This is a genomic window from Chryseobacterium panacisoli, assembly GCF_008274625.1.
Lineage (GTDB): Bacteria > Bacteroidota > Bacteroidia > Flavobacteriales > Weeksellaceae > Chryseobacterium > Chryseobacterium panacisoli.
Window position 1 is genome coordinate 2132345 of sequence record NZ_VTRU01000001.1, and the last position, 26961, is coordinate 2159305.

Annotated in this window: 20 protein-coding genes and 1 tRNA gene; all 21 read right to left on the bottom strand. The window is 37.8% G+C overall.

Features of this window, described 5'->3' with window-relative positions:
• Positions 1-843 carry a DUF5777 family beta-barrel protein gene (locus tag FW781_RS09560; protein WP_047386102.1) on the bottom strand — a complete coding sequence of 281 codons (843 nt, stop codon included), beginning with the start codon at positions 841-843 and terminating at the stop codon, positions 1-3.
• A 125-nt stretch (positions 844-968) separates the two neighbouring features.
• Positions 969-1619 carry a Crp/Fnr family transcriptional regulator gene (locus FW781_RS09565; RefSeq protein WP_149387188.1) on the bottom strand — a complete coding sequence of 217 codons (651 nt, stop codon included), beginning with the start codon at positions 1617-1619 and terminating at the stop codon, positions 969-971.
• A gap of 186 nt (positions 1620-1805) precedes the next feature.
• Complete coding sequence (locus FW781_RS09570; RefSeq protein ID WP_002976436.1) at positions 1806-2111, bottom strand: DUF3467 domain-containing protein; 306 nt, start codon at positions 2109-2111, stop codon at positions 1806-1808.
• 87 nt (positions 2112-2198) lie between these two features.
• Positions 2199-6464 carry a DNA-directed RNA polymerase subunit beta' gene (gene rpoC, locus FW781_RS09575; protein ID WP_149387189.1) on the bottom strand — a complete coding sequence of 1422 codons (4266 nt, stop codon included), beginning with the start codon at positions 6462-6464 and terminating at the stop codon, positions 2199-2201.
• 112 nt (positions 6465-6576) lie between these two features.
• Entirely contained in the window at positions 6577-10398 is a 3822-nt protein-coding gene (gene rpoB, locus FW781_RS09580) for a DNA-directed RNA polymerase subunit beta (protein WP_047386098.1), read from the bottom strand.
• Positions 10399-10839: 441 nt separating this feature from the next.
• Positions 10840-13437, bottom strand: coding sequence for a T9SS type A sorting domain-containing protein (locus FW781_RS09585; RefSeq protein ID WP_149387190.1), 2598 nt, complete (start codon positions 13435-13437; stop codon positions 10840-10842).
• 30 nt (positions 13438-13467) lie between these two features.
• Complete coding sequence (locus tag FW781_RS09590) at positions 13468-14604, bottom strand: hypothetical protein (RefSeq protein WP_149387191.1); 1137 nt, start codon at positions 14602-14604, stop codon at positions 13468-13470.
• A 130-nt stretch (positions 14605-14734) separates the two neighbouring features.
• Positions 14735-15235 carry a hypothetical protein gene (locus FW781_RS09595; protein ID WP_149387192.1) on the bottom strand — a complete coding sequence of 167 codons (501 nt, stop codon included), beginning with the start codon at positions 15233-15235 and terminating at the stop codon, positions 14735-14737.
• A gap of 273 nt (positions 15236-15508) precedes the next feature.
• Positions 15509-15874 (bottom strand): 50S ribosomal protein L7/L12, encoded by a 366-nt coding sequence (rplL, locus tag FW781_RS09600; RefSeq protein ID WP_007845452.1) that lies wholly within the window; start codon positions 15872-15874, stop codon positions 15509-15511.
• A gap of 46 nt (positions 15875-15920) precedes the next feature.
• Entirely contained in the window at positions 15921-16508 is a 588-nt protein-coding gene (gene rplJ / locus FW781_RS09605; RefSeq protein WP_149387193.1) for a 50S ribosomal protein L10, read from the bottom strand.
• A gap of 17 nt (positions 16509-16525) precedes the next feature.
• Positions 16526-17218 carry a 50S ribosomal protein L1 gene (gene rplA, locus FW781_RS09610; RefSeq protein ID WP_047099699.1) on the bottom strand — a complete coding sequence of 231 codons (693 nt, stop codon included), beginning with the start codon at positions 17216-17218 and terminating at the stop codon, positions 16526-16528.
• Between the two features lie 11 nt (positions 17219-17229).
• Positions 17230-17673, bottom strand: coding sequence for a 50S ribosomal protein L11 (gene rplK / locus FW781_RS09615; RefSeq protein ID WP_047379251.1), 444 nt, complete (start codon positions 17671-17673; stop codon positions 17230-17232).
• A 268-nt stretch (positions 17674-17941) separates the two neighbouring features.
• Positions 17942-18610, bottom strand: coding sequence for a hypothetical protein (locus tag FW781_RS09620; protein WP_149387194.1), 669 nt, complete (start codon positions 18608-18610; stop codon positions 17942-17944).
• A 7-nt stretch (positions 18611-18617) separates the two neighbouring features.
• The gene (locus FW781_RS09625; protein ID WP_149387195.1) at positions 18618-19265 is read right to left on the bottom strand and encodes a hypothetical protein; all 648 of its coding nucleotides are present in this window, start codon (positions 19263-19265) and stop codon (positions 18618-18620) included.
• Positions 19266-19273: 8 nt separating this feature from the next.
• Entirely contained in the window at positions 19274-19894 is a 621-nt protein-coding gene (locus FW781_RS09630; protein ID WP_149387196.1) for a hypothetical protein, read from the bottom strand.
• 440 nt (positions 19895-20334) lie between these two features.
• Complete coding sequence (nusG, locus tag FW781_RS09635; RefSeq protein WP_047379257.1) at positions 20335-20877, bottom strand: transcription termination/antitermination protein NusG; 543 nt, start codon at positions 20875-20877, stop codon at positions 20335-20337.
• 19 nt (positions 20878-20896) lie between these two features.
• On the bottom strand, positions 20897-21103 hold the full coding sequence (gene secE / locus FW781_RS09640) for a preprotein translocase subunit SecE (RefSeq protein ID WP_045501119.1): 207 nt from the start codon (positions 21101-21103) through the stop codon (positions 20897-20899).
• A gap of 12 nt (positions 21104-21115) precedes the next feature.
• A tRNA-Trp gene (locus FW781_RS09645) sits at positions 21116-21186 on the bottom strand.
• A 54-nt stretch (positions 21187-21240) separates the two neighbouring features.
• Positions 21241-22452, bottom strand: a complete 1212-nt coding sequence (gene tuf, locus FW781_RS09650; protein WP_034687396.1) for an elongation factor Tu — start codon at positions 22450-22452, stop codon at positions 21241-21243.
• A gap of 254 nt (positions 22453-22706) precedes the next feature.
• On the bottom strand, positions 22707-25805 hold the full coding sequence (locus tag FW781_RS09655; protein ID WP_149387197.1) for an efflux RND transporter permease subunit: 3099 nt from the start codon (positions 25803-25805) through the stop codon (positions 22707-22709).
• Between the two features lie 69 nt (positions 25806-25874).
• Positions 25875-26960: an efflux RND transporter periplasmic adaptor subunit gene (locus tag FW781_RS09660; RefSeq protein ID WP_149387198.1), complete on the bottom strand. Its 1086-nt coding sequence runs from the start codon at positions 26958-26960 to the stop codon at positions 25875-25877.
• Between the last annotated feature and the right edge of the window lies 1 nt (position 26961).

A 26961-nucleotide genomic window follows, 5' to 3' on the forward strand; every position in this document is an offset into this window, starting at 1 on the left:
TTAAAAAACTCTATAAAGATTAAACCCAAAGAAAATATGTCCCTTTCCCCATGCTCCAGTGGCATTGGTAAGATATCCGATATCTGAATTTATCTGGGAGTTCGTCAATAAAAGCTGGAACACATGTCCTCCGGTTTCTATATCTACCCCTAATGATAATGGGTTTTTATAAAAACTGTGATCGTCGAAATTCACAAAGTATTCTGCATTCACAGAAACTCTTTTTGAAATTTTATAGCGTCCACCCAAGCCTGCCAAAAACTGATTTTTGTTTTCAATAGTGGGTTCGTAAAGGTTTTTATGAACAAAGGAAGGGGTAAGCTGTAAGGAAAGCTTATCATTGAACCTTCTTGAGATCAATGCCTGCGTAAGATAAGAAAGCCTGTCGCTGAATTTAAGGTGTGGATAATTATCCTTATCAAGTTCAGTATTGGCACCCATTACATTATATCCCACAATATCCACCGGAAAGTTTTCATTTTGTCTTACCAGCCTGTATTTTACTGCTCCTTCAAACGTTTTCATATTCGTTTCTCTGGAAAGACTTACGGAAACAGCGTCTGAGATACCATAGATAACCCCTAATTTGGTTGAGGCATGATCCAAACCGAAAAAGTCTTTAAATCCTGCGCTTATATCTCCAAATCTGTGGGCGACGATAATGTACCATTCTTTTTTGGCAGCGAGTTTTGTAGATTGCCCCGTAACAATCTGAAGGGCTTTGAAGGCGGGTTGTGAGGTTTCTGAATTGGTTTTCACCGTGTCAATATCCTTCAGCAGATCTTCCTGTGCAAAGACAAGACCTGATGAAAACACTGACAAAAATAAGAGAGTTTTCGTCATATACAATTTGAATTAAATTATGATATAACAAACTTATCGAGTTCTCAATTCAAAAACAGGTGATAAAAGTCACCATTCAAATTGTTTTTATCAATGATATAAATAAACATTTCAAACAATTAAAATTAGATCATTCTAACATTTTCATTTACAGGAACTTTGATTCCTTCTTTGGTCTGAACAATTTCACCTTCGCTTTCAATTTTTTTCAAAACTCTGCTTACCACTTCCCTGGAAGTTCCCAAACTGCTTGCAATTTCACGATGGGTTATCTTTATAGGGTTGTTTCCTGTGGATAAAATCTGCTGTTTGATGTAATTCAGGACTCTTTTATCCAGCCTGTGGAACACGGCATCATTCACCATATTCATTACTTCTGAAAATCTACGGTCATATTCATGATAAAACAGTTTGTTGATTTCCGGGAATTTTATCAGCCAATCATGCATTACGGAAACAGGAATTAGAATAGCTTCCGAATCTTCTTCTGCAATGGCATACACCCTGCTGATATAGTCTGTAAGAATGGATGAGAAGGTCATAAGACAGCTATCTTTGGGCTTAATATAATAGTAGATAAGTTCTCTTCCGTCATTAAGGGTAAAAACCTTAATAGAGCCTTTTATCAGGAAAGGGACAAATTTATTTTTCTGTCCTTCTCTTATGATTTCTGTTTTTGCTTTTATATCAATTGCAACAGCATGCTTTTCCAGCTCAGCTAAAAAATCAGCCCCTAAAAAGCCAAATTTACTTACAGCGAACGCATTATCAATCATATCCTATATTTTCTACTTTTTCTCAAACAAAGATATAAAATTGATGAATGGTTATTATACATTTTTATGTTATTAAATAAAATTAACAATTACATAAATTCGATATTCCTTTCTGCGTGGGAATTTAGCGCAAAAAAATGCCCCGGTAAAAACCAGGGCATTCTTATTTTATTGTAAAAAGAAATCTTACGCTTGAACGTTGTTTCCTCCTAATACGAAAGGCTCAACTTCTTTGATTTCTCCGAACTGCTGCTCGTAGTTAGCGATGTTCTGCTGAAGAGCGTTTAATACTCTTTTAGCGTGAAGTGGAGCAAGAATAACTCTTGATCTTACTTTAGCTTGCTGAACACCTGGCATCAACTGAATAAAGTCTACTACAAATTCAGATGGAGAGTGGTTTACTAAAGCTAGGTTAGCATAGATACCAGCAGCTACCATTTCGTTTAATTCGATGTTGATGTTTCCGTCTTGTGGATTTTGATTGTTGTCCATTGTTATAAATTATGTTTTTAAAATTCGAAATTTGAGATTGTGAAAATATAAAAATAATTTCAAATCCCAAATTTCAAATCATTAATTTTAGTTAAGGTCTTCGAATTCTTTCTTAGAACCTACAATAACGTTCTGATACTCTTTAAGACCTGTACCTGCAGGAATTCTGTGACCTACAATTACATTTTCTTTAAGACCGTTAAGATCGTCTACTTTACCAGCAACCGCTGCTTCGTTAAGAACTTTAGTTGTTTCCTGGAACGAGGCTGCAGACATGAATGATTTAGTCTGAAGGGCTGCTCTTGTAATACCTTGCAGTACAGGAGTTGCTGTAGCAGGAAGAGCTTCTCTTACTTCTACAAGACCTAAATCTTCACGCTTCAACTTAGAGTTTTCATCTCTCAATTCTCTTGCAGTAATCATCTGACCTGGCATGAATTCTTTAGAATCACCAGCATCTACTACTACTTTAAGACCGAATACTCTGTTGTTTTCTTCCAAGAAATCATACTTGTGCTCAAGAGCTCCTTCAAGGAATTGAGTATCACCTCCATCTACGATAGATACTTTCGTCATCATCTGTCTTACGATAATTTCGAAGTGCTTGTCGTCGATTTTTACCCCCTGTAGACGGTAAACTTCCTGAATCTCATTTACCAAGTATTCCTGAACTGCTGTTGGGCCTTTAATTCTTAAGATATCTTCCGGTGTAATAGAACCGTCAGAAAGCGGAGAACCTGCTCTTACGAAGTCATTCTCCTGTACTAAGATCTGGTTTGATAATTTAACTAAATAAATTTTTCTTTCTCCAGTTTTAGCTTCAACAATAAGTTCACGGTTACCTCTCTTGATTTTTCCGTAAGAAACTACCCCATCGATTTCAGTAACAACCGCTGGGTTTGAAGGGTTTCTAGCTTCAAATAATTCGGTAACTCTCGGAAGACCTCCGGTGATATCCCCTGCTTTTGCAGATTTTCTTGGGATTTTGATTAAGACTTTACCAGCCTTAATTTTTTCACCATCGTTAACCATTAAGTGGGCTCCTACCGGTAAGTTGTAAGCTTTCTGCTCAACTCCTTTAGAGTCTACCACCTTCAAGGTAGGTACGGCTTTCTTATTTCTAGATTCAGAGATTACTTTCTCTTCGAATCCTGTTTGCTCATCAATTTCAAGCTGGAATGAAATACCCTGGATGATATCCTCGTATTCTACCTTACCTGAAGTTTCAGCAATAATTACTGCGTTATATGGATCCCATCTACAGATTGTATCCCCTTTCTTCACTTTATCACCTGGTTTCACAGCTAATATAGATCCGTAAGGTACGTTAGCTACCATTAATGGAGTTCTGAACTCATTATCAGCAACTAATCTGAATTCTGTTGAACGAGAAACTACAACCTCAGCTGTATTACCGTTTTCATCTTCAGAAGTAATCGTTCTTACTTCATCCATTTCTACGATACCATCTCTTCTTGCAACGATAGATGGGTTTTCTGATACGTTTCCTGCAGTACCCCCTTGGTGGAAGGTTCTCAACGTAAGCTGCGTACCCGGCTCCCCAATTGACTGTGCTGCAATTACACCTACCGCTTCACCCATGTGGATCACTTTACCTGTTGCTAAGTTTCTTCCGTAACATTTAGCACAGATTCCTTTCTTAGCTTCACAAGTTAATGGTGAACGAACCTCCACAGCTTCTAATCCAGCTTCTTCGATTCTTTTCGCCAATGCTTCAATGATCACCTGATCTGCGCTTGCAATAAGCTCATCCGTTTCAGGATCGTAAATATTATGTAGAGATACTCTACCTAAGATTCTTTCGGAGATTCTTTCAACGATCTCGTCATTTTTCTTAAGTGCAGTAACTTCTGTACCTCTCAGCGTTCCACAATCGTCTTCTGTAACGATAACGTCCTGTGCAACGTCTACCAATCTTCTCGTTAAGTAACCAGCATCGGCTGTCTTAAGAGCGGTATCCGCAAGACCTTTACGAGCACCGTGGGTAGAGATAAAGTATTCTAGAATCGAAAGACCTTCCTTAAAGTTGGCAAGGATCGGGTTTTCGATGATCTCCGCTCCGGTAGAACCGGCTTTTTGCGGTTTTGCCATCAAACCTCTCATCCCTGATAACTGACGGATCTGTTCTTTAGAACCCCTCGCTCCAGAGTCAAGCATCATATATACAGAGTTGAAACCACCTTGGTCAGTTTTCATTCTGCTCATGATCATTTCAGTTAATCCGGCGTTGGTATTTGTCCAAACGTCAATTACCTGGTTATAACGTTCTGTATCGGTAATTAGACCCATGTTATAGTTAGCTCTAATTTCGTCTACAGTTTCAATTGAAGAAGCAATCATCTGCTTTTTCTCAACAGGAACTACAATATCCCCAAGTGAGAATGAAAGACCTCCTTTGAATGCGTTTGAATACCCTAAGTCTTTCATTGCATCAAGGAACTTCACAGTTGTAGGGAAATCTGTATCAGCAAGGATCTTACCGATAACGTTTCTCAATGATTTCTTAGTAAGAAGTTCATTGATATATCCTACCTGCTTAGGTACAATCTGGTTGAATAAAATTCTACCAACAGAAGTTTCGATCAATCTTGTTACTATTACTCCGTCTTCTTTAACAGGTAGTCTACATCTTACCTTAGCATTTAAAGAAACTCTACCTTCAGCATAAGCGATTTCCGCTTCCTCAGGAGAATAGAATGCAAGACCTTCCCCTTTTACTTTCATATCTTCTGTAGAGCTCAATTCTTTAGTCATGAAATAAAGACCAAGAACCATGTCCTGAGAAGGTACTGTAATTGGAGAACCGTTTGCAGGGTTCAAAATGTTCTGAGAACCTAACATCAATAACTGAGCTTCAAGGATTGCTTCTGGTCCTAACGGTAAGTGTACCGCCATCTGGTCACCATCGAAATCGGCGTTGAATGCTGTTGTTACCAACGGGTGTAGCTGGATTGCCTTACCTTCGATCATCTTAGGTTGGAATGCCTGAATACCCAGTCTGTGAAGCGTAGGTGCTCTGTTCAGTAGAACAGGGTGACCTTTCATCACATTTTCAAGGATATCATAAACTACGGGTTCTTTTCTATCAATAATTCTCTTTGCAGATTTTACAGTTTTTACAATCCCTCTTTCAATTAGTTTTCTAATGATGAACGGTTTGTAAAGTTCAGCTGCCATATCTTTAGGAATACCACATTCGTGAAGCTGCAAGTTTGGACCTACAACAATTACCGAACGCGCAGAGTAATCTACCCTTTTCCCTAGTAAGTTCTGACGGAAACGACCTTGCTTACCTTTCAATGAATCAGAAAGTGATTTCAATGGTCTGTTTGATTCAGATTTTACTGCAGAAGATTTTCTTGTGTTATCAAATAATGAATCTACTGATTCCTGAAGCATACGCTTCTCGTTTCTCAAGATTACTTCAGGAGCTTTAATCTCCAATAATCTCTTCAAACGGTTATTTCTGATAATTACTCTTCTATAAAGGTCATTCAAGTCAGAAGTTGCGAAACGTCCTCCATCCAATGGAACTAATGGTCTTAATTCTGGTGGGATAACAGGAAGTACACGCATGATCATCCACTCTGGTCTGTTGATCATTCTTGTATTAGCACCTCTTAATGCTTCTACAACATTCAATCTTTTCAGAGCTTCTGTTCTTCTTTGTTTTGAACCTTCGTTGTGAGCTTTGTGTCTCAAGTCGAAAGACAATGCATCAAGATCGATTCTTTTTAATAGATCTTCTACAGCTTCAGCACCCATTCTGGCAATGAATTTGTTTGGATCAGAATCATCAAGATACTGGTTTTCTACAGGAAGAGTTTCCATGATATCAAGGTACTCTTCTTCTGTAAGGAATTCCATATTTTCAAAATCAGAACCGTCTAATTTTTTAGCAATACCCTGTTGAATCACTACATATCTTTCGTAGTAGATGATCATATCTAATTTCTTAGAAGGGATTCCTAAAAGGTATCCGATTTTGTTTGGTAATGAACGGAAGTACCAGATATGAGCAATAGGAACAACCAATCCGATATGACCGATTCTTTCTCTTCTTACTTTTTTCTCAGTAACTTCTACACCACAACGGTCACAAACGATCCCTTTGTAACGAATTCTCTTGTATTTACCACAAGCACATTCGTAATCTTTTACAGGACCAAAGATTTTTTCACAGAATAATCCGTCTCTTTCAGGTTTGTGAGTTCTGTAGTTAATAGTTTCCGGTTTTAAAACCTCCCCTCTTGAGTCTTGCAAAATAGACTCCGGTGAAGCTAAACCGATGGTTATTTTATTAAATCTACTTGTTTTATTTTTATTTGACATAATTTTATTTTTGATTAAAAGATTAAAGATTGAAAGATTTAAAAATTACTTTCATTCTTATCATCTCGGAGTTAATTAATGTTTTAATTTTTTAATAATTAAATCTTTTAATTTACTCCTCCAATCTTACATCAAGTCCAAGTCCTTGTAACTCGTGAAGTAATACATTGAATGATTCCGGAATACCTGGTTCAGGCATAGATTCACCTTTTGCAATTGCTTCATAAGTTTTTGCTCTACCAATCACGTCATCCGACTTCACAGTCAAGATTTCTCTCAAGATATTGGATGCACCGAATGCTTCAAGTGCCCAAACCTCCATCTCTCCGAATCTCTGACCTCCGAACTGAGCTTTACCTCCTAACGGCTGCTGAGTAATCAATGAGTAAGGTCCAATAGAACGTGCGTGCATCTTATCATCAACCATGTGTCCCAGTTTCAACATGTAAATGATACCTACTGTCGCAGCCTGAGTAAATCTTTCTCCGGTACCTCCATCATAAAGGTGAGTGTGACCGAATTTAGGAAGACCTGCTTTCTCTGTATATTCAGTAATCTGATCAAGAGTTGCTCCGTCAAAGATTGGTGTAGCGAACTTCATTCCCAGTTTCTGACCAGCCCATCCAAGAACTGTTTCATAGATCTGACCGATGTTCATACGAGAAGGTACCCCTAGTGGATTCAATACGATATCTACCGGTGTTCCATCTTCTAAGAACGGCATGTCTTCTTCACGAACGATTCTTGAAACGATACCTTTGTTACCGTGACGTCCCGCCATTTTATCTCCTACATTCAGTTTACGTTTCTTAGCGATGTAAACTTTAGCCAACTTCATGATTCCTGCTGGAAGCTCATCTCCGATTGAAATTGCAAATTTCTCACGGTTTTTAACTCCTTGGATGTCGTTATATTTGATTTTGTAATTGTGAATTAATTGTTTGATCAATTCATTCTTGTCAGCGTCTACTGTCCAGTCTGCACCGCTAACGTTTACATAATCTTCAACTGAAGTTAATAGTTTGTGAGTAAACTTCACACCTTTACCGATGATTTCTTCGTCAAGGTCATTTTGTACCCCTTGAGAAGTTTTACCGCTTACCAGTGTATTTAATTTTTCAATTAAAGTATTTCTCAACTCATCAAATTTAGCCTTGTAAGTGTTTTCAATTTCTTCAAGTCTAAGTTTTTCTTCAGTTCTTTTCTTTTTGTCTTTAATGTTTCTAGAGAACAATTTCTTGTTGATAACAACTCCTCTTAATGAAGAGTCAGCTTTTAATGATGCGTCTTTTACATCACCAGCTTTATCACCGAAGATTGCTCTAAGAAGTTTTTCTTCAGGAGTCGGGTCAGATTCACCTTTTGGAGTAATTTTACCAATCATGATATCTCCAGGCTTCACTTCAGCACCGATTCTGATCATACCGTTCTCGTCAAGATCTTTAGTAGCTTCTTCAGATACGTTTGGAATATCTGCAGTAAGCTCTTCCATACCTAATTTGGTATCACGAACTTCAAGAGAATACTCATCTACGTGGATTGAAGTAAACCAGTCTTCACGTACAACTTTTTCGTTGATTACGATTGCATCCTCGAAGTTGTATCCTTTCCAAGGCATGAACGCTACCACTAAGTTTCTACCAAGAGCCAATTCTCCTTTTTCAGTAGCATAACCGTCGCAAAGTACCTGTCCTTTTTCCACTACATCACCTACTCTTACGTTTGGTCTTAGGGTAATTGTTGTACTCTGGTTGGTTTTTCTGAACTTAGTAAGTTTGTATGTTTTAGTAGCAGACTCGAATTGTACTAAATCTTCGTCTTCGCTTCTTTCATATTTAATAACGATTCTGTCAGCATCTACGTACTCTACAGTACCTGTACCTTCAGCGTTAATTAAGATTCTTGAATCTCTTGCAACTTGCTGCTCAAGCCCTGTACCAACGATTGGAGCCTGTGGCTTCAATAGAGGAACGGCCTGACGCATCATGTTAGATCCCATCAATGCACGGTTCGCATCATCATGCTCCAAGAATGGAATTAATGAAGCGGAAATACCTGAAATCTGGTTGGGTGCTACATCGATAAGGTTAACCTGAGCAGGCTCAACTACCGGATAGTCACCATCCAATCTTGCAATAATTCTGTCTGTTAAGAAGTCTCCGTTATCGCTCAATTCAACGTTTGCCTGAGCAATTACTTTATCTTCTTCATCTTCTGCATTTAAGTAAATAGGGTCAGCGTTAAGATCAATCTTACCACTTTCTACTTTTCTATATGGAGTTTCGATGAAACCAAGGTTGTTGATTTTCGCATAAATCCCTAGAGATGAAATCAAACCGATGTTTGGTCCTTCCGGAGTTTCAATCGGACAAATTCTTCCGTAGTGAGTATGGTGAACGTCACGAACCTCGAAACCTGCTCTTTCTCTTGATAAACCACCAGGCCCTAGTGCAGATAATCTTCTCTTGTGAGTGATCTCTGATAACGGGTTGGTCTGGTCCATGAACTGAGAAAGCTGGTTGGTACCGAAGAACGAGTTGATTACAGATGTTAAAGTCTTAGCATTAACAAGGTCAAGCGGAGTAAAGATTTCGTTATCTCTAACGTTCATTCTTTCCTTGATTGTTCTTGCAATTCTTGAAAGACCTACTCCGAACTGTCCTGCTAATTGCTCACCAACAGTTTTAATTCTTCTGTTTGATAAGTGGTCAATATCATCAACATCAGTTTTTGAGTTTACTAACTCAATTAAGTGTCTTACAATAGCAATGATATCTTCTTTTGTAAGAACTTCAGTTGTAGTTGGAATGTTTAGACTTAACTTTTTGTTTAGTCTGTAACGTCCTACTTCACCTAAAGAGTATCTCTGCTCAGAGAAGAATAATTTTTCAATGATCCCTCTTGCCGTTTCCTCATCTGGTGGATCTGCATTTCTTAACTGACGATAAATATACTCTACCGCTTCTTTTTCAGAGTTGGTAGGGTCTTTTTGTAATGTATTCTGGATGATAGAGAATTCGTTGCTGTTTTCTTTGTGAATCAGGATTGATTTCACACCAGCGTCCAGGATAAGATCCAAATGTTCTTTTTCAAGGATTGTTTCTCTATCCAAGATGATTTCGTTTCTTTCGATAGAAACTACTTCACCTGTATCTTCGTCTACGAAATCTTCGAACCAAGTGTTCAATACTCTCGCAGCCAATGTTCTCCCTTCCACTTTTTTAAGAGCAGCTTTAGAAACTTTCACTTCTTCCGCAAGGTCGAAGATCTGAAGGATATCTTTATCAGATTCGTATCCGATAGCTCTTAATAAAGTTGTTAATGGTAATTTTTTCTTACGGTCGATATACGCGTACATTACGCTGTTGATATCGGTTGTAAATTCCATCCAAGATCCTTTGAAAGGGATAATTCTTGAATAGTAAAGTTTGGTCCCGTTCGCGTGGTAAGTTTGTCCGAAGAATACACCAGGTGAACGGTGAAGCTGCGTAACGATAACTCTCTCAGCACCATTGATGATGAAAGAACCACTTGGCGTCATATAAGGAACCGGACCTAAATATACGTCCTGAACCACTGTTTGGAAATCTTCGTGTTCCGGGTCAGTACAATACAATTTAAGTCTAGCTTTTAGAGGAACTGAATAAGTAAGTCCTCTTTCCACACACTCATCAATTGAATAACGTGGAGAATCTACCAGATAGTCTAAGAATTCTAATACGAATTGGTTTCTTGAATCCGTAATTGGGAAATTCTCTTGGAAAGTCTTGTAAAGAGCTTCTGTCTTTCTGGCTTCAGGAAGTGTATCAAGCTGGAAAAATTCTCTGAAAGACTCAATTTGGATATCCAAAAAGTCTGGAGTGATGATTTTTCCTTTCGCTGATGAGAAATTAATTCTCGGATTTCCTTGAGTTGTTGATTTTGTTTTACTCATAAAACTTTTAAGAAAGGGTTAAAAAATATTTTGATTCATTAAAAAATATCAGAAAAGAACAAGAAACAAGGTAAAAGTAAAAGGTAAAAGTGTTTTTGGCGCTCACAGAAGACCTTAGGACTCTTTTAACTATGCACTTGGCTCTTTCTAACTGCAACACTGGTATATCTTTTCACAGTGTAATGCAAAATATTTTTATTACTTTTGAGGCAGCATTACCGCAATATCTACATATACGAAATCCCTCTCACGTTTTCACAATGAAAGAGTTGATTTTCAGTATTTTATAAATTTACAAACAATTTTTCGCGCCAAAAGAGGGGCAAAGATACAAAAAAATATCCACAATAACAAATAAATCATCTCATTTTGAGACTCTTAAAAACAAGAGAGGCTGCTCAAATATGAGCAACCCCTCCACAACACAAGCTAATCTTATGACTATTTCACAATAACCTTATAAGACTTTATTTTTGATTTGGTTTCTATTTTAATGATATAAACTCCTGTAGGAAGTGAAGATGTATCAATACCGGTATTGGCATTGAACTTATCTGTCTTAATTACCTGTCCCTGTGCTGAGAACAGTGTATACACCCCTTCTTCTGCAGATGTAATTCTAAGATTTTCTCCTGCTTTTACCGGGTTTGGATATACTTTTACATCATTCGCTGCATCAGTAATTTCCGCATCCGTGATTTTTGCAGCAGTTTTAGATGCACTTTTCAGCAATGAAGCATAAGGAGAAAGCGGAGAATTAGGAGAACCTCTTTTCACAAGGTCTGTATCTACAACAGCCTGAATACCGTCTTTGTCTTTATCATTAATTGTAGAGATAAATCCACCTCCAAGCGTATCCAAATTCCCCTTTCCGATCTGATAAAGGTCAAGATCTGAACCATTGGAAGTAATATCCAGGAAGTCCGGTTTATCATCTCCATCTGTATTTTTAACTGCATATTTCAATACTCCTGAGTCAGGTGACGTTTCCAGAATATCTGCAATACCGTTTTTACCTACCGGAACATTAGCATCAATAACTCCGTTATGATCTGCATCAATCTGATTGATCACTGATGTTGGAATTCCTGATTCAAACAAGTCTAAGATACCATCGTTATCAGAATCAAGGTCCAGATAATTCGGAACTGAATCTCCTAATACCGGTGTTAACAGAATATCTCCTTCATTATCATCATCCTGGTATTTTCCGTTTTTATCAAAATCTTCCACAGCATCAAGAATACCATCGTTATCAGAGTCCAGATCACAAGCATCCACAATACCATCTCCGTCTGTATCCAGTGCAGGAGATTTGTCATTCACTTCAGTACAGCCTTCTGCACAATCAGGAATTCCGTTTCCGTTATTATCTATGCTGTCATCACCTCCGGCACATTGATCGAAACAGTTTGGAACACCATCGTTATCATCATCTCTGCTCGCAAAAGCATTATAGATATAATAATTCTGAGGAATACGAACCGCAGTTCCGCTGTTGAATGTAATTTTAATACGGTTGAAAGGCTTTGTCGCTTTTCCTCCGACATAGAATTTATTTGAATTCGTTGTGAAGAAGTTTCCACTGATAAGACTTCCTGAGCTTGTAAAGGTATCTGTCAAGGTATTTCCGTTGTATAATGTCACGGTGATATTTTCCAGAACACTTACTCCAAGAAGATTCCCCGCTTTTTCTACGGTGAACCCAGCCATCGTGTTGACAGGAAGCACAGTATTACTGCTTACCGTTGCAAATGCTGAAAAAATACTAAGAAAAGATGCCGCCGGAACAGTAGCCGTTGCATAATTAGACGGATTATTATCTACAATAGCTCCCGGATTGGTCATCTTCGCTAAAATAAGACCAAGGAATCCCGGACCTGACGTCCATGTAGTTCCGGTTACCAAATTTCCAGGAACAGCAGAACCACTTGTCTGAATTTTATCGTCACATTCACAAGCAACAGGCTCTTCAAAAGCATAGTATACTTTTAAAGCACCTAAGTTAAACCCTACAGTCTGGGTAATTTTTAATCTTACCTCATTGAAAGGCTTAGTAGTCGTTAATGTAACTTTCTGCTTTCCTGAACCAAATCCTAATACTTTAATATTAATCAGACCTCCTCCGTCAGACAGCTGTTTTGAATCCTGAAGCTGGCCGTAAAGATAAGTTTCTATTGTAATATTTTTTAAAAACTCCGCACTTAAGAGTTTCCCCTGATCATCCGGTTCTATAACAAAACCTGTTCTGTTACCTGCAGGATACACCTGATTTTTGTCAAGAACTCCAACTGAATAAGATCCCAGCAATCCGATCGGAAGAACTATTGATCCGTAAGAGTTCTTATTTCCATCTCCAATTCTTTCTTTATTCTGAACATAAGAAAGCGGAGCCAGGAAACTGCTGCTTCCGGATACATTTCCGTCAACACCACTTCCCGCAATGATATCATCACAAATACCATTATTATCTGTAGGAACTTTTGCAGGATCAAACGCAAATGCATAATACACATTCATAGCACTGAATACGGAAAGAACATTGGTTTGATACAGTCTTACTTCATCAAATTCTTTTGAAGTTTTAAAATGCAGGAATATCCTGTTTTTACTTCCTCCGAATGCAGGAACTGATAAAAGAGTACTGCTGGTAGTCGTTTCCTGAAGAACACCATTTTTATAAGTACTAATCCGCAAAGAACTTAAAAGATCTATGGTAATAAAACTTGTCCCAAGATCTACATTGAATCCAGTAATATATCCCGCAGGATAGGTTGTGTTTTTATTCTTTACAGAGATTCCGTTTCCACTTAACAGGGAGGCAAAATTCCCCATGCTTACACTGTTATCAAGACTGGCATCTACCACCGGATTCATGCTTCCGTTATAACATGCTAGACAAATCCCTGAATTGTTGACAGGTTTTGCCTCCACCCCCATCCCACGGATAGGTTCATAGCCCTGCTGCGCAAATACTACTGCCGACATCATCAATGTCATAAGCATCGCAGCTAACTTTTCGAATAATTTTCTGGTCATTTTTTATTTTTTAAGGTTTGTGTTTATTTTTTAATTATAAAGAGCTTTCCAGTTAGAGCCATTACAGCCTTCATGTGCTTTAATGGTTGTATTATATCGGATTGCACCTTCTTCAGCGGCAGTACATGATGCGCCCGCACCGGAAGCAATTCCCTTCATCTGAACCGCAGCACCTGTAGATGTAGCTGCTGTAGGAATCATGTTGATGCCCAATATGGTGTCTGTTCCGTTGCTTTTATTAAAGAAAATATGTTGTTTGTTTGCATAAACCAACTGTCCTGCAGCTGCCTGACCTGAAAACCCTATTGCAAAGGCTTCTGTACCAGTTGCCGTATTTGCAGAACCAACAGCAATATTGTTCGTTGATGTAGTGTTTCCGCTTCCTATAGCAATTCCTCCACTGTTGATGTGATTGTTCCCAATAGTAAGTCCTGTAAGTCCTGTTACGGTGTTCAGGTTTCCAAATACTAAATTATTAGTCCCTGTAGCACTATTGCTATTTCCTATTACTTTAGCACCATTATTTGCTGTATTTCCCAATCCAATAGCTACCGCGAGAAAATTTCCCTGTGCAGAGACAGAATTGTCTTTTCCCAATGCAATATTTGAAGAGGTACTGTTGGTAAGAATATTATTGGACCCCCAGGTAAATGAAGCATATGGACCTGTTGCAGAATTGGAATTCCCACCCTGCAGTGTTCCACTGGTATCTAATATTCCTTTTACGTTTTTTTGAGTAGCCAAAATCAAATTCTGGCCATCATTTGTACCTAAATAATTCCCACTACCTATATCTGTTCCTAAGGTTGCCGTTGCTGCTGTTGTACCGATATTTCCTACCGTACGCCAGCTCCCGCTTATGCTTCCCCATTTGGTTCCATCAAAATAATAATACCCTGGTGAAACAACATCAACGGTCTGCCCGGAAGGTGAAGTTTCAGCTGAGGTAACATATACTATGGCTCCCGTTTGAGCTATTGTATAGTTTTTAGCTTTTAATTGCACCCCTGTAAGCCTTGGAGCAATAACGCCATCAAATTTACTTGTATTGGAAGGTGATCCTACTATATCAAGGGTTGCCTGAGCTTGTCCGATATTAATCCCAACCTGTGCTAATGCTGGCAAACCAACTGATAAAAGAGCGATGGTAAATAATCTGTTTTTCATGTCTAATGATATTTGCTGTTTTTTATGTAAATGTGTTTTTTTGAAAGGGCAATTCTCGAGCATTCTCATTCAAATAATAAATGAAATAACAGATAATACTGTAAGAAAGCGCATAAAATTGTTAGAAATATTAGGAGATAAAAGAATGAATTAATTTATCAGGAATTTTAATAATAAACTTAAAGCCATCGACAAGTTTAAAAGAACTGGTATTGAACTTTCGGACTTCATTAAATGCTAGGAACATATGTTCTTTGAAGATAGAGTATGAACAATAATGCCATTTAGCCCAGGCTGTGACCAGTTTTATATCTCTAAGGAGGAAAAACTGAAGATTCTTATTATTTAAAAAAGAAAAATTGTATTGCTGGCTATTGCAATATAATGCAAAGGTTTCATTTTGAACAGCAGACAGTTTATTTACGGCTGATACATCATTTCCTGCTTCAGACAGAAGAACTGAAGCATCAGCTAAATATCGTTGCGGATAATCATTTATAACTGTACAATATGGTAATTCAGTTTTACTCATTGTATCAGGTATAAACTTAGCGTTTAATTTTCCTACAGCCGCCAGAAGCAATAGAAGTGTAATCTTGTGGCCGTAGGAAAGAAAATAATTTCTATCCAATTATGTTGTGTTTTTTTTCGGTACAAATATAATATTTTTTCAACCAAAACAATACTTTATTAGTAAAAAACTAAACAAAATGAGCAAATCGTAAAATACAAATAAAACATTATGTTAATTTTTATCAAATAAACAATCATATTGAAATACAAGAAAGAAAGAACCAATAATATTCAAATACTATTAAAAAAATAAAACACACATTTATAAAGATTTACATAAAAAAAAGCCCGGGCATTTGCCCGGGCTTCTATATTTATAATAAAATTGAAATTATTTCAATTCTACTTCAGCACCAGCTTCTTCTAATTGCTTCTTAAGAGCTTCAGCTTCGTCTTTAGAGATACCAGTTTTGATTGGAGCAGGAGCACCATCTACGATATCCTTAGCTTCTTTAAGACCAGCACCAGTTAAATCTTTTACTAATTTAACGATAGCTAATTTAGAAGCACCTGCAGACTTAAGAATTACGTCGAATTCAGTTTTTTCTTCAGCAGCTTCTCCACCACCTGCAGCAACTACTACAGCAGCAGCAGCTGGCTCAATTCCGTACTCATCCTTAAGGATAGTTGCTAATTCGTTTACGTCTTTTACTGTTAAGTTTACTAGCGTTTCAGCTAAATTTTTTAAATCTGACATTGTTGTAATGTTTTTGTTGATTATTTATTTAATTTTTTGAGTGTAATTATTCAGCAGCTGGCGTTTCGTCAGTGCTTTCTGCAGCTGGAGCTTCAGCAGCAGGAGTTTCTTCTACCACAGGAGCAGCAGCTTCTTCAGCTTTAGCTTCTACAGTTTCAGGTTTGTTTTGAAGAGCAGAAACAACTCTTTGAATTGGAGATTGAAGTAATCCGATGATTTCTCCGATCATTTCTTCTCTAGACTTGATGTTAGCAAGTGCAGATAAGTTTTCGTCTCCAACGTAGAAAGTTTCCTGAACAAAAGCAGACTTTAAAGCTGGCTTTTCTTCTTTCTTTCTGAACCCTTGGATTAATTTAGCTGGACCGTTTGCAGTCTCAGAAATCATTAATGCAGAGTTTCCTTTAAAAGTCTGGAACATTTCAGAGTAATCTACTCCTTCAATCTGCTCCATTGCTTTTTGTAAAAGTGTATTTTTTACAACTTTCACTTTGATATTTTGTTTGAAAGCCTGTCTTCTGAATTCTGAAGACTTCGCAGCGTTCAAACCGTCTAGATCTGCTACGTATACTACTTTTGCATCCTGAAGCAAGTCTTTGATCTCTTGTATTGCTACAACTTTTTGGTCTTTTGTCATTGTCTTAAGGATTTATATTAGTTAACAGATTTAGTATCGATTGCAATACCAGGGCTCATTGTAGAAGACAAATAAATGCTTTTTACATAAGTTCCTTTAGCAGCAGTTGGTTTCATTTTGATCAATGTAGAGATCAATTCCTGCGCATTTTCTTTGATCTTAGCAGCATCGAAAGATACTTTACCAATACCAGCGTGGATGATACCATACTTGTCTACTTTGAAATCAATTTTACCTGCTTTCACTTCAGTTACTGCTTTACCAATTTCCATTGTTACAGTTCCTGATTTAGGGTTTGGCATTAAACCTCTTGGACCTAATACTCTACCTAATGGACCTAATTTACCCATTACAGCTGGCATAGTAACGATAACGTCAACATCTGTCCAACCTTCTTTGATTTTTTGTAAATATTCGTCAAGACCTACATAGTCAGCACCAGCAGCTTTAGCTTCTGCTTCTTTATCTGGAGTTACAAGAGCTAATACTTTAACATCTTTACCAGTACCGTGAGGAAGAGATACAACACCTCTTACCATTTGGTTTGCTTTTCTTGGGTCTACACCTAATCTTACAGCGATATCTACAGAAGCATCAAACTTTGTAGTGTTCACCTCCTTTACAAGAGCCGAACCTTCTTCAAGGTTATAGATTCTTCCTTTTTCTACTTTGCTTAAAGCTTCCTTTTGCTTTTTAGTTAATTTTGCCATTTCTTTAAGTTTTAAGCGTTAGTTGGTTTAGTTCCTGTTACTCTTAATCCCATAGATCTAGCAGTACCTGCAACCATAGAAAGTGCAGAGTCTGTTGTAAAACAGTTAAGATCCGCCATTTTATCTTCAGCGATTTTCTTTACTTGTTCCCAAGTTACAGAACCTACTTTGTTTCTGTTTGGTTCACCAGAACCTCCCTTGATCTTAGCTGCATCCATTAACTGGATTGCTGCAGGTGGAGTTTTAATAACGAATTCAAAAGATTTGTCTTCGTATACTGTAATTACTACAGGTAAAACTTGCCCTGGCTTATCTTGGGTTCTTCCGTTAAATTGCTTACAAAACTCCATGATGTTCACACCTGCAGAACCCAATGCTGGACCTACTGGTGGAGAAGGGTTAGCTGCGCCACCTTTCACCTGAAGCTTTACCATTTTAAAGACTTTCTTAGCCATTGTTTGTTTTTTAAATTTGAATAATTAATGAGTTTGGAAGCATTTATTATTCAGTAGATTATGCACTCACATAACAATAAACCTACTTTTTGGACTGCAAAAGTATAAAATATTTTTGAAACAGCAAACGGAAATTGCTGATTTTTAAAAAGTTTAAGAAAAATAAATCATAAAGCCCTGTAATATATTTTGAATCCTTATCATTGAAAACAAAAACGGCTATTTACATTAAATAGCCGCTTTATATATTTTTAAAAGGAAAGATTTATTAAAAACCTGCAGGTTTATTAATCGTCTGGGTAGAACCGTCATTCCCTCCAAGATCAGCATTGATATCGCTGATATTTTGTTTTTCAATCAGTCTTCTATAGGCCATCAGATAAAGATCAACCGTAAAGTTATTATAAGATCTTGACGGCGTGGAAGAACTCACAGCAAGAATCCTGCTGTCAGTAAATCTTGCCTTGATGTGCCAGGTTCCGTTACTTTTGAAAGCAACAACATCCGGTGATCCCTGTTTGTTATCATTCACACCATTGTCTCCGTAATCAAGCATTACATTGGTAGTACCGTCATTCAGTTTAAATGAATAATTGTGAAGTATAACCAGAAAATTGTTCGCATCAATTTTGGTATCATAATCCGCTATCCCTGTTCCGGATACTCCCGTAAGAGTAAGCTTAAGGTAATTAAACAGTCCACTGCTTTCCAAAGCCGGATCATACAATTGCAAACCATTCTGTGAAGTTGCCAAGAAGCTTCCTCCTGTCATAGTAGGCTCACCGGGATTTCTCAGATATAAAGAATTGGTGTAGGTCTTTCCGTTAACGTCGAGTGTTTCTGTAGGATTAGCGGTATTCACCCCTACTTTTCCTTTCTGGGCATTCAGAAATATTCCCAGACACAAGATTATAGTGATATAAATTTTTCTTTTCATAGTTTTTTTATTGAAGTCCTAGAGGTGTATTGGTTGAAACTCCTGAATAAACAGGTGAAGCTGATGCTGAAACAGAACCGTTGAAGGTTCCCCAATCTTTAACTAATGATTTTTCAAAGACATTTAAGGTAAGTGTCCAGGTTCCGTTTTGGGCTGAAACAGTTCCAGCTCCTTTAAAAGCTAAATTAACGGCATGGTAATTTTTACCTCCACTTACTACCTGAGTAACTTCAGTAGAATAAGAACCAAATGATTTGGGATTGGTCGTCGTATTAGCTGCCGATACCGCTCCTGTAAAAACAGCACCTGTAATGGCCACAACATATTTACTTACATCTAATCCTGTATTGAGATTCACAACTTCATCCTGTCTCACATTTTTCAATACAACATTATACATATTTACAGGGGCTACATTACGGAGCGATATGTCCAACAACTTTACTTTACCTACCGGTGATGTATCTTTTGAACGGGTAAGAAGAAGATAGTTTCCACTTGCCTTTGTATTTTCAGTATCTATTAAATAGGACTCTACCAGTGTTTCTCCTTCTACATCGAGAGTTCCTTTAGGTGTATTAGTATTAATTCCTACTTGAGCATGTATGCTTAAAGCAGCAAAACCCGTAAAGAGTATCGCAATAATTTTTTTCATAGTGTATTTTATTGAATTAATGGAGCTGCTGCAGCACCCGTAGTTGAAGCATTGAGACTTTGCGTTGAATTGAAATCTTTGGCATATGACCTGTCAAATACCAACAAGTTCAGTGTCCAAACCCCTGTAGGGAAAGAGTTATCAGGAGCAAATCCCTGATAATCTGCCTTAAGTTTCCATGTTCCTCCTGAAGAATAAGCAAAGATCTGAGGCATTGGCGTCACCCAGTCAGCCGTAAATGTTCTTGTAGGCTGTGTAAATCCAAAAGAAGAAATTACGACCAAAAATTTGCTGGAATTGATCTTTGTGTCAAATTGATTTACCCAATCCTTATCTGAAGGATCACAGGTAATTTTAAATTGAATAAGATTAATGGGTGCCGGAGAATTGGGTACAAAAGAATCGTTGTACGCCGTAATTTTATTTTCCGGAGCTGGAGATTTGATAATGAAAGTATAATTCTCATCTGCTTTCAGTTTCTCCATAGGCTGCTTGAAAACAACTCCAGATGTCTTCATTGTACCGTTCACTGTAAGTTCCTTTTCCGGTTTGTCAGTATTGATACCAACTTGTGCACTCGCGAGTACAGACGTACCCACCAGAATGACCATCGAAATAATTTTTGTCATTGGGTTATGTGTTTATATAAGGCTTGTGTTTTGAATAGCTCATCCAAACTTTATATTTTTAGTTAAAAACATAAAATTATCACACACCTGTAAACAGTGCATGAAATAAAAAAATATAAAATTTTGGATTAATTACCATATTGTTGCAAGAAGCATGCCATCCGAAAGTAAATCAAGTATAGGGAAAGAGATTTGATCTGTAAAAACAACTCTATTCCCAACAAAGTGACAATTGAATCAAAGCAAAGATCTTTATAAGAATAAACGACAGTAGTTGAGAATATAAAAATTTCTGAAAAGCAATTGTAAAGAAAATTAAAAAAAATAATTCGCCGATATAATAAATCTCAACAACTATAAATACAATATAAAGCAAGCATAAAAAAACAAAAGAGGACTGCTTAATAGCAGTCCTCTTTTTATATTTTTATAAGTAATTATTATACTTTTTCTACTTGCATGTAGCTTAGTTCCATTGGAGTTTTTCTACCGAAGATCAATACAGAAACTTCAATTTTCTTTTTGTCTTCAAGAATCTTCTCAACTGTACCATTGAAACCGTTGAAAGGTCCATCGATTACTTTAACGTTTTCACCTACTACATAAGGAATTTCAACATCGCTTGCAAATTCTGAAAGTTCATCCATTCTTCCAAGCATTCTGTTAACCTCTGATTTTCTCATTGGAACAGGATCTCCTCCTTTCGTTAAACTTAAGAAAGAAATAACTCCGGGAATATTCTTGATAACGTGAGGAATCTCTCCCATCAGGTCAGCTTCAATCATCAAGTATCCAGGGTAGTAAGGTCTCTCTTTAGGAACTTTTTTTCCGTTTCTAATTTGAATTACCTTTTCCATAGGAATAACCACTTGAGTAACGTACTGATCAAACCCTAGACGCTTGATTTCTGTCTCAATATAGTTTTTCACTTTATTTTCCTGTCCGCTGATTGCTTTCAGCACATACCATTTCAATTCGCTCATTATGGGAAAACACTTTTAATTAGTTGAACAAGTTGATTAGCATTCCAATGATGTTGCTGATTGATTTAGAAAACAATTCATCAACTCCAAAAGTAAATAGAGCCAGAATCACTGTCGCAATAGTCACTACAATAGTAGATGACTGAAGGTCAGCCCACTTTGGCCATTCAACTTTATGTCTGAATTCGTTATAAGAACCTTTTAAAAAATCGACAAATGAACTCATAATTTATATTTGCACGGGCACAAGGATTCGAACCCTGATCAACGGTTTTGGAGACCGGTATCCTACCATTGGACGATGCCCGTAGATAAAAAGCTTCCGAGAGTTTCCTTTCGGAAGCTTTATTTATTTTTAGATAATTAGTCTAGGATTTCAGTAACCTGACCTGAACCAACTGTTCTACCTCCTTCTCTGATCGCAAATCTAAGACCTACGTTAAGAGCGATTGGTTGTAACAATTCTACAGTGATCTCTAAGTTATCACCAGGCATTACCATTTCTACACCTTCTGGTAAGAAGATCTCACCTGTAACGTCAGTAGTTCTTACGTAGAACTGAGGACGGTACTTGTTGTGGAATGGAGTGTGACGTCCACCTTCTTCTTTAGAAAGGATATAAACAGAAGCCTTGAATTTTTTGTGTGGCTTAACTGAATCTTTCTTAGCGATAACCATACCTCTCTTGATGTCAGTTTTTTCAATACCTCTCAACAATAGACCTACGTTATCTCCAGCTTCACCTCTATCTAGGATCTTTCTGAACATCTCAACTCCTGTAATAGTAGAAGTTAATTTCTCATCACCCATACCTACGATATCAACTGGATCACCAGTGTTGATAACACCAGCCTCGATTCTACCAGTTGCTACAGTACCTCTACCTGTAATAGAGAATACGTCTTCGATTGGCATCAAGAATGGCTTTTCAGTATCTCTTGGTGGTTGCTCGATCCAAGTATCAACAGCATCCATCAATTCTTCAACGCTCTTGAACCACTTATCTTCTGTGTTAGCAGGAGATGCAGTAGCTGCAGTAAGAGCTCCTAGTGCAGAACCTTGAATTACTGGAGAGTTGTCTCCGTCAAATTCGTAAGTAGATAATAAGTCTCTAAGCTCCATTTCAACAAGCTCTAATAACTCTGGATCATCTACCATGTCAACTTTGTTCATGAAAACAACGATTCTTGGTACGTTTACCTGACGGCAAAGTAGGATATGTTCTCTAGTCTGAGGCATTGGACCGTCAGTTGCAGCACATACTACGATAGCTCCATCCATTTGAGCAGCACCAGTTACCATGTTCTTAACATAGTCGGCGTGACCTGGACAGTCAACGTGAGCATAGTGTCTTTTTTCAGTTTCGTATTCGATGTGAGCAGTATTGATAGTAATACCTCTTTCTTTTTCTTCTGGAGCAGAGTCAATTGCAGAGAAGTCTTTTTTCTCAGCAAGACCTTTGCTAGCTAATACAGCAGAAATAGCAGCTGTAAGAGTAGTTTTACCATGGTCAACGTGACCAATAGTACCAATGTTCAAGTGTGGTTTGTTACGATTAAACGTTTCCTTTGCCATGATTTAAAATTATTTATTTATTGTTTTTCAAATTTTCGGTGTGCAAATATAATGAATTTTTAAATACCAAAAACTTTTTATTAAAAAAACTTTCAATATTCTCTTCCAATGAAGGACAAACCTTATATTTCAACGTATTGAGACTGCAAATTTACATATTTTTCCTGATTGAAAAAAACTTTCTGAAACCTTTTATGAAAAAGCCTGAAATACAGAATATTCCAGGCTTTACTAATATATAAATGAAAGAAAAATCACATGTGGCTGAGCTTTTTTGTCCGGTTGAATATCCAGAAAATAATCGGGAAGATAAGCAGTGTAAGCACGGTAGCGGTAATCAGCCCTCCAATAATAACAATTGCCAGAGGTTTTTGAGATTCTGACCCGATTCCTGTAGACAATGCTGCCGGCATCAGTCCGATAGAAGCCATAAGCGCTGTCATAATTACGGGTCTCGTCCTGGATTTTACCCCATTTAATATCGCGGAGTCTATATCAAGACCGTCTTTCATGTTCTGATGAAATTCTGTGATAAGAATTACCCCGTTCTGGATACAAATCCCCAAAAGGGCGATCATACCTACTCCGGCAGAGATTCCAAAATTGATTCCGGTAACATGCAATGCGATGATTCCTCCTATTAAAGCAAAAGGTACATTGGCCAATACAAGAAGAGAATCTTTCATATTTCCAAACAGAATAAACAACAGGAAGAAAATCATCAGAATGCTCACGGGGACTACCTGTGCCAATCTGTGAGAGGCCCGCTGCTGGTTTTCAAACTGGCCTGTCCATCCTACAGAATACCCATCCGGAAGCTCAATAGTTTCAACTTTTTTCTGGGCATCAGCAATAGTGCTTCCCAGATCTCTGTCACGGATTGAAAATTTAACCCCAATATATCGTTTGATATTGTCTCTGTAAATAAATGCAGCTCCGTTATCTTTAACAATTGTACTGATTTCTTTTAAAGGGATCTTTGCTCCATCCTGTGTAGGAACCATTAAAGCCGCAATATCATTTTCATTGGTTCTGTATTCCTGAGAATAACGCAGACGAATCGGGAATTTCCTTTCGCCATCAAACATTTCTGAAGCGGTTTTTCCACCAAAAGCCATCTCCAATACAGCTTGTGCGTCTGCCGGCATTACACCGTAAGCTGCCATTTTATCTCTATCCAGTACAACGCTTACTTCCGGCTGGCCTATATTTTTAATAATTCCGGGGTCTTTTACGCCTTCTACATCTTTAATTTTTAATAAAACTTCATTGGCTATTTTATCCAGAGTTTCCAGATTATCACCATAAATTTTGATTCCGTTTTCTGCTTTAAAACCTGCTACGGCTTCCGCTACATTATCTGAAATCGGCTGGGAATAATTGAACGTAATTCCCTGATAACTTCTGAGCTTTTTATCAATCTCATTAATCAGCTCATCATAGGTGATCTTGCGCTTCCATTCTTCTCTTGGCTTAAGGTTAACGGCAAACTGTACGAATCCAAATCCGTTGGGATCGGTCCCGTCATTACTTCTCCCCGTCTGCGCCAGAACATCTGTGACTTCTGAGAAGCTCATAATATCTTTCTTTAAAAGGTCAGCTGTTTTCAGAGATTCTTTTAATGAGGAACTCATTGGCATTTCGGCTGTAATCCAAAGCGAACCTTCATTCAACTGAGGCAAGAATTCTGTTCCCAAAAATTTACCGGAAAATAAAGTAACAGCAAGGAAAGAGAGGGCAACGATCATACTCATTTTTTTATGCTTAAATGTTAAACTAAAGCCTTTCAAAACGATGCTGTCCCAGAAATTGACAAATGGATTATTTTTTTCTTTTACATTTTTATTTAAAAGGATATGGGAAAGAACAGGAACCAGAGTTAATGTAAATATTAATGCTCCAATTAATGCAAATCCAAGGGTAAAAGCCAGAGGAGAGAACATCTTCCCTTCTACTTTCTGAAATGAGAAAATGGGAATCAGAGAGGTAATGATAATTAATTTTGAAAAGAAGATCGCTTTTCCTAATCCGGTTCCCGTCTGTTTGATCCAGCCTCCTTTTGCAAGTTTGTTAAACTTCTCCGTTCCATATTTGTGCGCCTTATGATCCAGCATTACAAAGAGGCCTTCTACCATGACGACGGCTCCGTCTATGATAATCCCGAAGTCTACAGCTCCTAATGAAAGCAGGTTGGCACTCATCCCGGCCAGTTTTAAACATAAAAATGCAAAGAGTAAGGATAGAGGAATAATGATGGAAACAATCAGGGTTGTTCTCCAGTCGGCCATAAAAATCAAAACGATTACCGTTACCAGCACAATTCCTTCGATAAGATTGTGCATTACAGTATGGGTTGTAAAATCCATCAGATTGTCACGATCATAGAAAGTAACCATCTTGACATCTTTCGGCAGGATCTTTTCGTTAAGCTCTTTAATTTTAGCCTTCACTCCCACCAAAACCTCCCTTGGATTTTCGCCTTTTCTCATGACAACAATTCCTTCCACTGTATCGTCATGATGATTCAGGGCAGCCTGTCCTACTCTAGGCATTGAGCTCTCATGAACTTCTGCTACATTTTTTACCAGAACAGGGTTTCCGCTGTCATTCTGAATCGTAATATTTCCGATATCAGCCACTGATTTCACCAAGCCAATTCCTCTTACTACATAGGCCTGCCCATTCTTTTCAATGACATCTCCTCCTACGTTCAGATTACTTTTAGTAACAGCATCATATACCTGAAGCGGAGTCAGGTTGTATTTATCCAATGCTCTTGGGTCGATACTTAATTCAAAAACTTTATCCTGACCTCCGAAAACATTAATATCTGCTACCCCCGGAACTCCTCTTAAGGCACGGTCTATGACCCAATTTTGCAGAGTAAGTAATGCTCTTGAATCTTTTGTTTTACTTTCCAGCGTATATCTGAAAATCTCACCGGTAGGCCCGTAGGGTGGCTGTACTTCCGGATCTACCTCATCAGGAAGGCTAATGGTTCTTAATTGGTTATTGACCTGATTTCTGGCAAAAGTATCGTCCACCCCATCGTCAAACAGAATTTTAACAATGGAAAGTCCAAACATGGTGGTACTTCTCACGCTTGTTTTTTTCTGAACCGGGCTCATCGCCAACTCGATGGGTGTTGTGACAAAACGTTCTACTTCTTCTGCACTGCGCCCATTCCATTGGGTAATGATTACAATCTGGGTATTGGTTACATCCGGGAAAGCTTCAATAGGCATATTTTTGAAACTTATAAAACCGGAGATGGCTAAAATCGCTACCCAGATAAAGGTAAATGCTTTATTTTTTAATGAAAAAGCGATTATATTTTTTATGAATTTATTCATGATCGATACATTGATGACCTAAAAAAGCCGTTAAAGAAAAATGTCAGTATTCTTAATGGTTTAATAAGACTAGCTGTTCAGTGAACGGTAGATGAGCAGCTGGTTATTGGTAATCACTTCCTCTCCTTCTTTCAGTCCGTCTGCAATATAAGTGACATCACCCACCTGCTTTAACACTTTAATTTCTCTGACCTTCACATCTGTTCTGGATTTAAAAATCACTACAAAACTTTTGTTATCATCAAAAATCACTGCTTTGGACGGAACAGCCAGCATCGTATTGCTTTCCAGGCTGGAAACTTTTATTGTGGCTTTACTGTCCGGAATGAGAAGCCCGTTGGCATTATCCAATACCACTCTTGCCTGCATGGCGTTGGTCTGCGGATCAATAATCTTGAATATTTTATCAATCTTTCCGTCAAAAACCTTATCAGGATATGACAGAGTAGAAACCTGTGCTTTCATTCCCAGGCTGATTTTATCAATATCCGATTCGTTGACATTCATTATTGCCCATACATTGATTGTATTGGCAACATCAAAGATATTATCACTCCTGTCACTTCTCAGCTGCATATCTTTATTGATACTTTTCTGAACAATATAACCGTTGATGGGTGCTACTACACTGTATATGTTTCCCGTTTTCACGTTATAAACGGTACTTACTGCGGCAGCTCTCTGCAGCTGGTCTTCGGCTTTTTGCAACTGGCTTTTGGCTTCCAGGACATCTCTTTCTGTGTTTAGCTTTCCTTCGTACATCTCTTTCGCAACACGAAGATTATTCTTTGCTACTACCAGATCTGTTTTTGCATCACTTACATCTTTTTGAATTTCCGCAAGCTCGGTACTCCTGATGGTTGCCAGCACCTGGCCTTTTTTTACATAGTCTCCCAGTTCTACATTTACACTCATCACATTTCCTCCTACCAGCGGGTAAACATCTATATAGCTGTTTTTGTCTGCAGAGATCTTTCCGTAAAAGCTGTATTCATCTTCTATATTCTTTTTCTCAACTTTTGACAGGGAAATAGAATTCAGCATCGTATTGCTCAGCTCGAATCCTTTTTTGGCGTGATTGGTTTTCTCTTCCTCTTTTTTTGAACAGGCCAATAATGAAAGGGCCATCAATACGGGGATAATATATGTTTTCATG